The sequence below is a fragment of the Streptomyces sp. NPDC037273 genome (assembly GCF_055603625.1).
This window is the reverse complement of record NZ_JBVJVO010000007.1, coordinates 254,525-267,345: the sequence shown is the minus strand read 5'-3', so window position 1 is coordinate 267,345 and position 12,821 is coordinate 254,525. Positions and strand designations below refer to the sequence as shown.

9 protein-coding genes are annotated in these 12,821 nt (G+C 72.1%); 5 read left to right on the top strand and 4 right to left on the bottom strand.

What is annotated here, in order from left to right; translation table 11 throughout:
• Positions 1-11: 11 nt before the first annotated feature.
• From ACZ7G1_RS20865 to alc, 4 genes are read left to right on the top strand one after another with little or no spacing between them, the layout of a single operon-like run.
• A complete protein-coding gene (locus tag ACZ7G1_RS20865) occupies positions 12-977 on the top strand; it encodes an EamA family transporter (protein ID WP_470872914.1) in 966 nt (321 codons plus the stop codon).
• Positions 978-981: 4 nt separating this feature from the next.
• Entirely contained in the window at positions 982-1,974 is a 993-nt protein-coding gene (locus ACZ7G1_RS20860) for a DMT family transporter (RefSeq protein ID WP_470872915.1), read from the top strand.
• A 10-nt stretch (positions 1,975-1,984) separates the two neighbouring features.
• Positions 1,985-2,911, top strand: coding sequence for a LysR family transcriptional regulator (locus ACZ7G1_RS20855; RefSeq protein WP_470872917.1), 927 nt, complete (start codon positions 1,985-1,987; stop codon positions 2,909-2,911).
• Between the two features lie 59 nt (positions 2,912-2,970).
• Positions 2,971-4,104, top strand: coding sequence for an allantoicase (gene alc / locus ACZ7G1_RS20850; protein ID WP_470872919.1), 1,134 nt, complete (start codon positions 2,971-2,973; stop codon positions 4,102-4,104).
• A 134-nt stretch (positions 4,105-4,238) separates the two neighbouring features.
• Here alc and pepN read toward each other — a convergent pair whose 3' ends face one another.
• The 4 genes from pepN to ACZ7G1_RS20830 all read right to left on the bottom strand — a co-directional run bounded on the left by pepN (position 4,239) and on the right by ACZ7G1_RS20830 (position 12,230).
• A complete protein-coding gene (gene pepN / locus ACZ7G1_RS20845) occupies positions 4,239-6,818 on the bottom strand; it encodes an aminopeptidase N (protein WP_470872920.1) in 2,580 nt (859 codons plus the stop codon).
• Between the two features lie 155 nt (positions 6,819-6,973).
• Positions 6,974-7,990 (bottom strand): aspartate-semialdehyde dehydrogenase, encoded by a 1,017-nt coding sequence (locus ACZ7G1_RS20840; protein WP_470872921.1) that lies wholly within the window; start codon positions 7,988-7,990, stop codon positions 6,974-6,976.
• Positions 7,991-8,173: 183 nt separating this feature from the next.
• Positions 8,174-11,494 carry a S8 family serine peptidase gene (locus ACZ7G1_RS20835; protein ID WP_470872923.1) on the bottom strand — a complete coding sequence of 1,107 codons (3,321 nt, stop codon included), beginning with the start codon at positions 11,492-11,494 and terminating at the stop codon, positions 8,174-8,176.
• A gap of 193 nt (positions 11,495-11,687) precedes the next feature.
• Entirely contained in the window at positions 11,688-12,230 is a 543-nt protein-coding gene (locus ACZ7G1_RS20830) for a CGNR zinc finger domain-containing protein (RefSeq protein ID WP_470872925.1), read from the bottom strand.
• A gap of 133 nt (positions 12,231-12,363) precedes the next feature.
• Between ACZ7G1_RS20830 and ACZ7G1_RS20825 the strand changes: the two genes are divergently transcribed.
• Entirely contained in the window at positions 12,364-12,819 is a 456-nt protein-coding gene (locus ACZ7G1_RS20825) for a VOC family protein (RefSeq protein ID WP_470872926.1), read from the top strand.
• Positions 12,820-12,821 lie beyond the last annotated feature (2 nt).

The following is a 12,821-nucleotide window of genomic DNA, read 5'->3' as shown; positions in this document are numbered from 1 at the left end:
GGGGAACCGTCATGTCGCGCAAGGCCGCCGTCGTCGCACTCACCGCACTCGCCCCGATCTCCTGGGGCTCCACCTACTTCGTCACCACGGAGTTCCTGCCGCCCGACCGGCCGCTCTTCACCGGCCTGATGCGCGCCCTGCCCGCCGGCCTCCTGCTCCTCGCCCTCACCCGCAAGCTCCCCAAGGGCGCCTGGTGGGGCAAGGCGGCGGCCCTCGGGGCCCTGAACATCGGCGCCTTCTTCCCGCTCCTCTTCCTCGCCGCCTACCGGCTCCCCGGCGGTGTCGCCGCCGTCGTCGGCTCCGTCGGCCCGCTGTTCGTCGTCGGCCTCGCCGCCCTCTTCCTGGGCGACAAGCCCACCGCGAAGTCCCTGATCACCGCGATCGTCGCCGCCTTCGGCGTCAGCCTGGTGGTCCTCAAGGCCGGGGCCGCGCTCGACGCGGTCGGCGTGATCGCCGGACTCCTCTCGGCCCTCTCCATGTCGGCCGGCGTCGTCTTCACCAAGCGCTGGGGCCGCCCCGAGGGCGTCGGCGCCCTCGCGCTCACCGGCTGGCAGCTCACCGCGGGCGGCCTGATCATCCTGCCCGTCGCCTTCCTGATCGAGGGCGCCCCGCCGGCCCTGACCGGCACCAACCTGGCCGGCTACGCCTACCTCGCCTTCGGCAACACCGCGATCTCCTACTTCCTCTGGTTCCGCGGCATCGAGCGGCTGAGCGCCTCCTCGGTCACCTTCCTCGGCCCGCTCTCCCCGATCACCGCCGCGATCATCGGCTGGGCGGCGCTCGGCCAGGCCCTCGGCCCGGTGCAGGTCCTCGGCATGGTGATCGCCTTCGGCGCCACCCTGGCCGGCCAGTTGAGCCCCCGCGCCAAGAAGGCGCCCGAGGCCGCGCAGGTCTCGCAGGCCGGATCGTTCAGCTCGACTGAAAAGAAGGCTCAGGAAGTTTCGATGGACCTGGAGGTTTCCGGAGTGCGACGGTAGGCGCATGAAGCTGATCACCGCACGCCACCCGACCACCGCCCCCGACACCACCACGACCACCACGGACACCCGCACCACCGCCACCACCGAGAGGCCGGCGCCCGCGAGGAAGCTCGCACGGGGCGCCGGCCTCGGCGTGCTCCTGGCCCTGCTCGCCACCGTCGTCTGGTCGGGCAGCTTCGTCGCGACCCGGGACATGGCCGACAGCGTCCCGCCCGTCCAGGCCGTCTTCTGGCGCTGGATCATCGCGCTGCTCGCCGTCGCGCCCTTCGCCGCCCGCCCGTTCCTGCGGCAGTGGCGGACGATCCGCCGTCACCTCGGCTTCGTCGCCCTCGCCTCGCTCTTCGGCGTCACCCTCTACAACACCCTGGTCCACCAGGCCGGCCTGACCACCTCCGCCGCCAACATGGGCATGATCATGGCCGCCTCGCCGGTGATCATGGCGGTCTACGCCCGGCTCGGCGGCGAACGCCTCGGCGCCCGCCGCCTCCTCGGGATGCTGATCGCCGCGCTGGGGGTGCTCCTGCTCGTCGGACAGGGCTCGCTCGCCGTCGACCTCGCCGCCGGGGACCTGTGGATGTTCGCCGCGGCCCTGTCCTTCGCCTCGTACAGCGCCCTGCTCAAGCGCAAGCCCGCCGAGATCGACGGGCTCGCGTTCCTCTTCACCACCTTCCTGCTCGGCGCCCTGATGCTCGCCCCCGCGTACGCCGTCTCCCTCGCGCTCCAGGGCGGGTTCACCCTCGGCGCCGGCACCGCCGGACCCCTCCTGTACGTCGGGGTGCTCTCCTCCGCCGTCGCCTTCTTCGCCTGGAACAAGGCGGTCGCCCTCATCGGCGCGGCGCGCGCCGGCGTCGTCTACTACCTCCAGCCCGTCTGCGTCGCCCTCCTGTCCTACGCCCTGCTCGGCGAACGGCTCGGCGCCCTCGGGATCGCGTGCATGGCGCTCATCCTCGGCGGCGTGGCGCTGAGTTCCTCCCCGGAGAGGACCCCCAGGTAGGTTGCGCCCCATGACCGAGTGGGACATCAAGAAGCTCCGGATCCTCCGTACCCTCCGCGACCGCGGCACCGTCACCGCGACCGCGGAGGCCCTGCTCATGACCCCCTCGGCCGTGTCGCAGCAGCTCACCAACCTCTCCAAGCAGCTCGGCGTGCGGCTCCTCGAAGCGCAGGGGCGCCGCGTCCGGCTCACCGACGCCGCCCATCTCGTGCTGCGGCACGCGGAAGTGGTCTTCGCGCAGCTGGAGCGCGCCGACGCCGAGCTCGACGGCTATCTGCGCGGCGAGGCGGGACAGGTGCGGGTGGCGGCGTTCTCCACGTCCGTGCCCGCGCTGGTCGTCCCCGCCGTACGGCAGCTGCGCACCGCGCACCCGGGGCTCGACGTCCACGTCAGGGAGGCCGAGGCGGCGGAGGCGTACGAGCTGCTCGTGGCCGACCAGGCCGATCTGGCGCTGTCGCTGGCCGCCCACGCGCCCTCGGTGCGCGACCCCAAGTTCAGCCGGGTGCCGCTGCTCGCCGACCCGCTGGACGTGGCCCTGCCGGCCGGCCACCCGCTGGCCGACGCCCCCGGGCTGCGGCTCGCCGACCTCGCCGCCGAGCCCTGGATCTTCGGCGGCTCGGGGCCCTGGTCCGAGATCACCACCGCCGCCTGCGAGGCCGCCGGCTTCGTGCCGGAGCAGGCCCACAGCGCCTCCGGCTGGACCGCGATCCTCGCCATGGTCGAGGCCGGGATGGGGATCGCCCTGGTGCCCCGGATGGCCTCGGCCGAGCGCCGGGGCGGCGCCGGTGTCGTCATGCGGGTCCTCTCCGCCGACCAGCCGCGCCGTCATGTCGTCGCGGCGGTCCGGCGCGGCGCGGAGGAGGGCCCGGCCGTGTCCCGGGTGCTCGCCGCGCTCCGGCAGGCGGCGGCCGCCCGGGAAACCGTTCAGCAGAACTGAAAAGCACCCTCGGAAACATTCGATGGACCGTGGGGCCCGGCGCGGGCAGAGTCGGAGCCATGAGCAGCCACGACACCCACCAGGACCCGCACGCCAACGACGCCGCCCCCTACTCCGGCGGCGACCCGTACGCCGACTACCGCTCCGGCGACTTCCCCTTCACCGAGCTCGTCGACCTGGCCGACCGCCGTCTCGGCGCCGGCGTCGTGGCCGCCAACGACGAGTTCTTCGCCGAGCGGGAGAACCTCCTCGTCCGCGAGCGGGCCGTCTTCGACCCCGAGCACTTCGGCCACAAGGGCAAGATCATGGACGGCTGGGAGACCCGCCGCCGCCGCGGCACCGACGCCGAGAACGTCTTCCCCGCCCCCGAGGACCACGACTGGGCGATCGTCCGCCTCGGCGCCCCCGGCGTCATCCGCGGCATCGTCGTCGACACCGCCCACTTCCGCGGCAACTACCCGCAGAAGGTCAGCGTCCAGGCCACCGCAGTGGAGGGCTCGCCCAGCCCCGCCGAGCTGCTCGACGCGAAGTGGGAGGAGCTCGTACCGCCCACCCCCGTCCGCGGCCACGCCGCCAACGGCTTCGCGATCGACGCCGAGCGCCGCTGGACCCACGTCCGGGTCTGCCAGCACCCCGACGGCGGCATCGCCCGCCTCCGCGTCCACGGCGAGGTCGTGCCCGACCCCGAGTGGCTCGAACTCCTCGGCACCCTCGACCTGATCGCCGTGCTCAACGGCGGCTCGTACGAGGACGCCTCGGACAAGTTCTACTCCTCGCCCACCCAGATCATCCTGCCCGGCACCTCCCGCAAGATGGACGACGGCTGGGAGAACCGCCGCCGCCGGGTCCGCGACACCAACGACTGGGTCCGCTTCCGGCTCGCCGCCCAGGGCGCCGTCCGCGCCGTCGAGATCGACACCGCCTACCTCAAGGGCAACTCGGCCGGCTGGATCGCCCTCCAGGGCTGCAACGGCGATCCCTCCGGAAGCGCCGAGTGGTTCGAGATCATCCCGCGCACCCGCCTCCAGCCCGACACCCTGCACCGCTTCAAGCTCCCCGCCCAGGCCGTCGTCACCCACGTCCGCCTCGACGCCTTCCCCGACGGCGGCGTCGCCCGGATGCGCCTCCACGGCACCCTCACGGACCAGGGCGCCGCCGACCTCCGCGCCCGGTACGCCCGCCTCGGCGGCTGACCCGCTTCCGCCCGGCGGCGCGGCCGCGCGCCGACGCCCGCCCGCCGGGCGGACTCCAAGCACGGCGAAGGGGCGCCTCCGTGGGGGAGGGCGCCCCTTCGTCGTTCACGCGGTACGGACCCGGTCCGTACCGACTACTTCGCGGCCGCCGCGTCCGCGGCCCGGGCCTTGAGGGCGCGCTCGATGCCGGCGCGGCACTCGGTGACCATGCGGCGCAGGGCCGGGACCGGGTTGTGCTCGGCGATCCAGGCGTCCGTGGCGTCCAGCGTCTCCTGCGAGACCTGGAGCGACGGGTACAGGCCGACGACGATCTGCTGGATCATCTCGTGGCTGCGGGTCTCCGAGACGCCCTTGATCGCGGCGAAGTACTTCGCCGCGTACGGGGCGAGCAGCTCGCGCTGGTCGGCCTGGACGAAGCCGCCGATGACGGCCTCCTGCACGGCGTTCGCCAGCTTGTCGTCCTCGACGACCGAGGCCCAGGCCTCGGCCTTCGCGGCCTCCGTCGGGCGGGCCGCCCGCGCGGTCGCCGCGTGGCGCTCGCCGGCCGCGGTGCGGTCGCGCTCCAGCTCGGCGGCGATCTCCGGCTCGTCGATGCGGCCGGTGGCGGCCAGGCGCTGCACGAACGCCCAGCGCAGCTCGGTGTCGACGGCCAGGCCCTCGATGACCTCGGAGCCGTCGAGCAGGCCGGCGAGCAGGTCGAGCTCGGCGTCCGTGCGGGCGGTCGCCGCGAAGGCCCGCGCCCACGCCAGCTGGTGGTCGCCGCCGCCCTCGGCGGCGCGCAGCTGCTCCTGGGCGAAGGCGCCCCAGCGCGCCAGGCCCTCGGCCCGCCACTCCGGCGCCGCGTACATCTCGAGGGCGGCCTTGACCTGGCCCTGGAGCGACTGGACGACGCCGATGTCGGACTCCTTGGCGACGCCGGAGAGCACGAGCTCCAGGTAGTCGCGGGTGGCCAGCTCGCCGTCGCGGGTCATGTCCCAGGCGGACGCCCAGCACAGGGCGCGCGGCAGGGACTCGGCGAAGTCGCCGAGGTGCGCGGTGACGTTGGTGAGGGACACCTCGTCGAGGCGGACCTTCGCGTACGACAGGTCGTCGTCGTTGAGCAGGACGACCGCCGGGCGGGCCTTGCCGGCCAGCTGCGGGACGGCGGTCAGGCCGGCCGCCTCGATGTCCAGCTCAAGACGGTCGGTGCGGACCAGCTTGCCGGTCGCGTCCAGGTCGTAGAAGCCGATCGCGATGCGGTGCGGGCGCAGGACGGCCTCGCCCTTGGCGCCGGCGGGCAGCGCGGGGGCCTCCTGGCGGACCGCGAAGGAGGTGATGAAACCGTTCTCGTCGGTCTCGATCTCCGGGCGCAGGATGTTGATGCCGGCCGTCTCCAGCCACGCCTTCGACCAGGTCTTCAGGTCGCGGCCGGAGGTCTCCTCCAGGGCGCCGAGCAGGTCGGAGAGGCGGGTGTTGCCGAAGGCGTGCGCCTGGAAGTACGCCTGGACGCCCTTGAAGAACTCGTCCTGGCCGACGTAGGCGACGAGCTGCTTCAGGACCGAGGCACCCTTGGCGTACGTGATCCCGTCGAAGTTGACGAGCACGTCCTCCAGGTCGTTGATCTCGGCCATGATCGGGTGCGTCGACGGCAGCTGGTCCTGGCGGTAGGCCCAGGTCTTCTCCGCGTTGGCGAAGGTCGTCCAGGCGTTGGGCCAGCGGGTGCCGGTCACCGAGGCCTGGCAGGCGACCGAGGTGTAGGTGGCGAACGACTCGTTCAGCCACAGGTCGTTCCACCACTCCATGGTCACGAGGTCGCCGAACCACATGTGGGCGAGCTCGTGCAGGATCGTCTCGGCACGCCGCTCGTATGCCGCGTCCGTCACCTTCGAGCGGAAGACGTACTGGTCGCGGATGGTGACCGCGCCCGCGTTCTCCATCGCGCCCGCGTTGAACTCCGGCACGAAGAGCTGGTCGTACTTGGCGAACGGGTAGTCGTAGGCGAACTTCTCCTGGAACCAGTCGAAGCCCTGGCGGGTGACGTCGAAGATGTGCTCCGCGTCCAGGAACTCGGCCAGCGACGGACGGCAGTAGATGCCCAGCGGGACGGTCTGGCCGTCCTTCTCGTACGAGGAGTGCACCGAGTGGTACGGGCCGACGATGAGCGCCGTGATGTACGTCGAGATGCGCGGGGTCGGCTCGAAGACCCAGACGTCGTCCTTCGGCGTCTCCGGCGTCGGGGAGTTGGAGATGACCTTCCAGCCGGCCGGGGCCTTCACGGTGAACTGGAACGTCGCCTTCAGATCGGGCTGCTCGAAGGAGGCGAAGACCCGCCGCGCGTCCGGAACCTCGAACTGGGTGTACAGATAGGCCTGGTCGTCGACCGGGTCGACGAAGCGGTGCAGACCCTCACCGGTGTTCGTGTACGCGCAGTCGGCGACGACCTTCAGCTCGTTGCGCCCCGCGACCAGGTGGTCGAGGGCGATCCGCGAGTCGCGGAAGACGGCGGCGACGTCGAGCGACTTGCCGTTCAGCACGGCCTCGTGCACGGCGGGCGCGACGAGGTCGATGAAGGTCGAGGCGCCGGCCTCGGCGGAATCGAAGCGGACTGTGGTGACGGACCGGTAGGTGCCGCCCTCCTGCGCACCGGAGAGGTCGAGTTCGACCTCGTACGCGTCCACGGTCAGCAGCGCCGCCCGCTGCCGAGCCTCTTCACGGGTCAGGTTTGTGCCAGGCACCCGGTCAACTCCTAGGTTTCGTGACGTTTGGGCCATCCTTCCATGGGCCGGCGCGGCGGCGCACCGGACATTTCCACGGCAGGTCACGAGGCCCCTCGAACGCCGGAGGGGCGGCTCCCCGCAACGGGAAACCGCCCCTCGGGAGGGTGCCGGGATCAGCCCTTGAGCTCGGCCGCGACGAGCTCCGCGATCTGCACGGCGTTCAGCGCCGCGCCCTTGCGCAGGTTGTCGTTGGAGAGGAACAGCGCGAGGCCGTTGTCGACGGTCTCGTCGACGCGGATGCGGCCCACGTACGAGGCGTCCTTGCCGGCCGCCTGGAGCGGGGTCGGGATCTCGGAGAGCTCGACGCCCTCGGCGTCCTTGAGGAGCTCGTAGGCCCGCTCGACGCTGATCGGGCGGTCGAAGCGGACGTTGACCTGGAGCGAGTGGCCGGAGAAGACCGGGACGCGCACGCAGGTGCCGGAGACCTTGAGCTCCGGGATCTCCAGGATCTTGCGGGACTCGTGGCGGAGCTTCTGCTCCTCGTCGGTCTCGAAGGAGCCGTCGTCGACGATCGAGCCGGCCAGCGGGACCACGTTGAACGCGATCGGGCGCTTGTAGACGGCGGGCTCGGGGAACTCGACGGCCTCGCCGTCGAAGGCCAGCTGGTCGGCGGTCTCGGCCACGGCGCACGCCTGGGTGCGCAGCTCGGCGACGCCGGCCACGCCCGAGCCGGAGACGGCCTGGTAGGTGGTGGCGATCAGCGCGGTGAGGCCGGCCTCCTGGTGGAGCGGCTTGAGGACCGGCATGGCGGCCATCGTGGTGCAGTTCGGGTTGGCGATGATGCCCTTGGGGCGGTCCTTGATCGCGTGCGGGTTGACCTCGGAGACGACGAGGGGGACCTCGGGGTCGCGGCGCCAGGCGGAGGAGTTGTCGATCACGACGGCGCCCTGGGAGGCGACCTTCTCGGCGAGGGCCTTGGAGGTGGCGCCACCGGCGGAGAAGAGCACGATGTCCAGGCCGGCGTAGTCGGCGGTGGAGGCGTCCTCGACCGTGACGCCGTCGACGACGGTGCCGGCGGAGCGGGCCGAGGCGAAGAGCCGCAGCTCGTCGACCGGGAAGTTGCGCTCGGCCAGGATCTTCCGCATGACTGTGCCGACCTGACCGGTGGCTCCGACGATTCCGACCTTCACGGGGACTCCTCCGTACGTATGTGCAGGGTGCTGCCGGTCCATGATGCGTACGTCCCGGGGCGCCTTGTCCAATCCATTGTCCAGGGATCGGGACGGGTGCCGGACACGTCACACGCGGGAACCGGAAGGGACGCGAAAGGGGCGGGCACCGGTTCCGGCGCCCGCCCCCTCACTCGTACGGTGCTACGGGGTGACCGAGCCGATCAGGACGCTGCCGGTGCCCGCGACGGTGCCGCGCGCGTTGAGCAGCTGGACCTGGCCGAAGAACTGGCGTCCCTCGGGGGCCGGGCCGCCGACGACGACGTCGGCCGTGACCTTGGCGCCGGCGCCGTTGGCCAGCGGGTAGGTCTTGGCGCCGTCCACCTGGACGGTGCCGAGCGCCGGGGAGTAGTACACGTCCTTGTAGTCGTAGGTCGTGCCGCCCGCGGCCTGGACCGAGTAGCCGTCGACCACCACGGTGTAGGTGCCCGCGGCGGGCTTGACCAGGGAGACGCTCTCCTCGGAGTCGCCGTCGGCCGACTGGCCGACCTGCTTGCCGTTGAGGAGGACGGTCAGGTCGAGGTCGGCGGCCTTGTCGGAGGTGTTGCCGATCGCGATGTCGAGCCGCTCGACGCCCTCACCGATGGTGACGGTCTTCGTGTGCTTCTCGTGGTGCTGGATCGTCGGGGTCTCGACCTTGGCCGAGCCCAGCGAGCCGCCCTTCAGCTTGCCGTCGAGGGCGGCGAACTTGTTGGTGACGGTCCACTCGACGGCGGACGGGACGCCGGCCTTCGCCTCGGCGACCGTCTGGACGGCCGGGTCGAAGGAGGCGCCGAGCGCGGCCACGTTCAGCGTGTACGGGTTGTCCAGGTCGGGCGAGGTGCGGCGCGCCTCGACCTCGATCTCCCAGACGCCCGCCTGCGGGTTCGGGTAGGAGCGCAGGTCCGGACGGCAGGTGTTCGCCGGGTTGTAGTGCGGGTAGCAGCCGGTCGTCGCGGTCGGGTCGACCGGCACGCCGTACGGGTGGATCGCGATGAACCGGGTCTGGCTCTTCTCCTTCAGACCGCCGATGGCGACCTCGAGGGAGGTGGCGCCCGCGGGCACCTTCACGAAGTACGACTTGGTGCTGTTGCGCTGGACCGAGCCCGAGGCGGAGAAGGTGTAGCCGGGGGCGACCAGGTCGCTCGCGACCACCGAGGTGGCGAGGATCTGCTTGTCGACGCCCTCGGTGCGCTCGTCGTCGGCCTCCAGGAGCACGCTGTGCACGCCGGCCGTGCGGGGGCGGGCCTCCAGCTTGACGGTGACCGGCTTGTTCAGCGGCAGGTCGATCTCGTCGTCGCCGAGGATCCGGAAGGTGCCGTCGTCGTACTTGAGGTCCAGCTCGTGCTCGATGGCACGGTCCGGGCCGCTGGTACGGGTGATGGTGACGTCGTAGACCTTCTTCTGGCCGACCTTGAGGCCGCCCTCGCGGTCGTACACACCGGTGCCGGTGTGCGGGGCCGGGAAGATCACGGTGTCGACCGGGGCCTCGACCTTGTAGGAGTGGGCGGTGGCCCCGTCCTTGATCGACTCCCAGGCCTCGTTGACGTCGACGAGGCCGGCGCCCTGCTCGTGGGCCGCGACACCGGGGATCCGCTTGGCGGTCGAGGTGAGGGCGGTACGGAGGGTCAGCGGGGACAGCTCGATGCCGCGCTGCTTGGCGGCGGACAGCAGCAGCGCGCCGACGCCCGCGACCTGCGGGGACGACATCGAGGTGCCGTTGAGCATGCCGTAGCCGGCCGGGAGCGCGTAGCCGGACTCGGCGACGCCGGCGCCGGCCTGCCAGGTCGGGATGGTGTTCACGGCCGAACCCGGGCCGGTGACCAGCGGGGCCGCGCCGCCGTCCTCACGCGGACCGCGCGAGGAGAACGGGAACATGGCGTACTTCTTCTCGACGGCCGAGCCGTAGTTGGCGGCCCAGGTCGACTGGGAGACCGCGGCGCCGACCGAGAGGACCTTGTCGGCCAGGCCGGGGTCGCCGATCGTGTTGGTGCCCGGGCCGGAGTTGCCGGCCGAGATCACCAGCTGCACGCCGTACTCGTCGATGAGACGGGTGTAGAGGCGGGAGCGGACGTTGTCGCCGTCGTTCAGCGCGGGCAGGCCGCCGATCGACATGTTGACGATGTCGACGCCGCGGTTGACGACGAGGTCGACCATGCCCTCGGTGAGGGCGGTGTTGGTGCAGCCGCCGGTCCAGGTGCACGCGCGCGAGGAGACGATCTTCGCGCCGGGCGCGGCGCCGTTCATCTTGCCGCCGAAGAGGCCCTTGGCGGCGGTGATGCCGGCGACGTGGGTGCCGTGCGAGGACTCGACGACGCCGATGTTGACGAAGTCGCGCTTCTGGCCGACCCAGCTGCCGCCCAGCGGGTCCATCGGGACGTCCTTGCGGATCTCCACGACGAACGGGGTGCGCTCGGCGACCTCGGTGGCGGGGTTGTCGGTACCGAAGTAGCCGACCTGGTACCCGTCCTTGTACGGCTTCATCGGCTCGTTGTCCGTGAAGTCGTTGTCCTGGTCGGTGTCCACGCGGACGGTGCCGGCGGCCGGGTCGTACAGCATGCCGAAGACGTCGGTGGTGTCGCCGTCACGGTTGATGTCGCCCGCCGGGTCGCCGCCCGCGGTGACCGCCTCGGTGAAGCGGCTGAACTGGTACGAGCCCGCCGGGGCGGTCCAGCTCTGGGTGGCGGCGGTGAAGACCGGGCCGGTGACCGGGGTGACCTGGGCGCGCCAGGTGCCGTCGCTCTCGGTCAGCGGGTCGGTGGCGGTGACCCAGTCGACGATCTTGCGCTCGCCGGTGGTGGTCTTCTGGAGGGCCGGGTGACCGAGGTCCACGCCGGAGTCCAGGATGCCGATGGTCACGCCGCGGCCGTCGGCCTTCGGGTGGTCCTCGACGAACTCGACCGCGCCCGTCTCGTGGGACGGGTTGTACGGGTTCTTCGCCGGGGTCTTGGCGCTCGGGGCCGGGTACGTCGTGGTGACCGTGGTGCCTTCGACGGCACCCTTCACGGCGTCCGCGCCCGGGGTCGGGTCGTCCAGCTGGATCTCGGCCTGGAGGTCGATCGACTGGACGGAGGAGAGCTGCGTGGCGGCCTTGATCGCGGCGGCGGCCTTCGCGGTCGGCAGGGTGGCGCGGACGTAGCCGAGCGCGTCCTGCTGCTTGCCGACGGAGGCGCCGGGGACCGCGTCGAGCTGGCCGGCGACCTGCTCGGTGGCGCCGGGGGCGGTGGCGACGAGGACGGTGACGTTCTTCTCGCCGCTGACCTGGGCCTCGGTGAGGCGCTGGGCGTCGATCGCGCCGAGCTTGTCGGCGGGGTCGGAGGCCTTGACCGGGGGAGTGGAGTCCGGGGCGTCGACGGCGAGCACGGGCGCGGCGCCGGTCGCGACGAGCGCGGCGACGAGCCCGGCAGCGGCGGCGATGCGCGCCACGCGCCTGTGCCCGGGCGTCGAGCGTCCGGGTATGGAGCTCCGAGTTTCGGGGGTGGTCATCTACATCCCTGTTGGTGAAAGGAGAGGGTCCGGAATTCGGTGCCGGATGACCGCTCAGCCTTTCGTAAATGACCGGGGTTTGTGGAGAGTTCGTGGGGGGCTGGTTGCCGCCGAGGCGGGAACCCGCCAGTGCGCGGGATGTGCCAGCGGGGACGAAACCGCCCCGACCGGGGCGAGTTGAGCGCCCCGCGCGTCAGCTCTCCTTCGTGCGGGCGTAGTGCCGGGAGGCCTTGGCGCGGTTGCCGCAGACCGCCATCGAGCACCAGCGGCGGGTGCCGTTCCGCGAGGTGTCGAAGAAGTGCAGGATGCACGCCTCGTGGGCGCAGGCCCGGATCCGGTCGGGCGCGGTGCGCAGCAGGTCGAGGTAGTCGCGGGCGGCGCTCCAGCCGGGCCCCCAGGACGGGTCCTCGAACTCGGCCTCCTCGCCGGGGCCGGCGGTGGTGAGCGTGGCCCGGATGCGGCCGTGGCCGAGGACCGCGTCGACCCGGGCGGTGGCGGCGGGGTCGCCGGGCCGGTCGACGAGCGCGCCGAGCGCGTCCCGCGCGGCGAGTGTGTGGCGCAGGGTGGTGGCGTCCGCGGCGAACCGCCCCTGGAGCCTGTTGGTGGCGAGCCAGACCGCGAGCCCCTCGACCCCGTCGAGCAGGTCCTGCCGCACCCCTTCCACGTTCCACCGGGTGTTGAGCAGGTCGAGCGAGAGCGGCTCGCCGACGAGCGGCCGCGGGTCGACGACGGTCATGGCGGACACCCTCCTCGGTGAGCTAACCCCTCAAGAGTACGTGAACGGTTGACGCCGTTCGCGACTAACCCCTAAAGTCGAATTAAGAGGTTAGCCCGCCAAGGGTGACCGCACCGGGAAAAGGGGGACCCCCATGTCCGCGATCGGCAAGCTCGCCACCCACCACGTCGGCCTCAACGTCACCGACATCGACCGCTCCCTCGCCTTCTACGGCGACGTCCTCGGCTTCGACGTCCTCGGCGAGGGCAAGGAGGGCGACAGCCGCTTCGCCTTCCTCGGCCAGGACGGCAGCCTGGTCCTCACCCTCTGGCAGCAGGCCGAAGGCGACTACGCCCCCGCCCGCGCCGGCCTCCACCACCTCGCCTTCGAGGCCGAGTCCCTCGACCACATCCGCGCCGCCGAAGCCGCCCTCGCCGCCCGCGGCGCCACGTTCGCCCACGACGGCCTCGTCGCCCACCGCGAAGGCGCCGCCTCCGGCGGCATCTTCTTCCACGACCCCGACGGCACCCGCCTCGAGATCTCCGTCCCCCAGGGCGCCGAAGACCTCCCCGCCCCCTCGACCACCGCCCCGACCTGCGGGTTCTTCTAGCC

What these genes read in the sequence shown, in the direction of transcription:
- ACZ7G1_RS20835 (WP_470872923.1), bottom strand. Translation starts at nt 11,494, where the DNA reads ATGACCACCCCCGAAACTCGGAGCTCCATACCCGGACGCTCGACGCCC.
- ACZ7G1_RS20865 (WP_470872914.1), top strand. Translation starts at nt 12, where the DNA reads ATGTCGCGCAAGGCCGCCGTCGTCGCACTCACCGCACTCGCCCCGATC.
- ACZ7G1_RS20855 (WP_470872917.1), top strand. Translation starts at nt 1,985, where the DNA reads ATGACCGAGTGGGACATCAAGAAGCTCCGGATCCTCCGTACCCTCCGC.
- alc (WP_470872919.1), top strand. Translation starts at nt 2,971, where the DNA reads ATGAGCAGCCACGACACCCACCAGGACCCGCACGCCAACGACGCCGCC.
- ACZ7G1_RS20825 (WP_470872926.1), top strand. Translation starts at nt 12,364, where the DNA reads ATGTCCGCGATCGGCAAGCTCGCCACCCACCACGTCGGCCTCAACGTC.
- ACZ7G1_RS20830 (WP_470872925.1), bottom strand. Translation starts at nt 12,230, where the DNA reads ATGACCGTCGTCGACCCGCGGCCGCTCGTCGGCGAGCCGCTCTCGCTC.
- ACZ7G1_RS20860 (WP_470872915.1), top strand. Translation starts at nt 982, where the DNA reads ATGAAGCTGATCACCGCACGCCACCCGACCACCGCCCCCGACACCACC.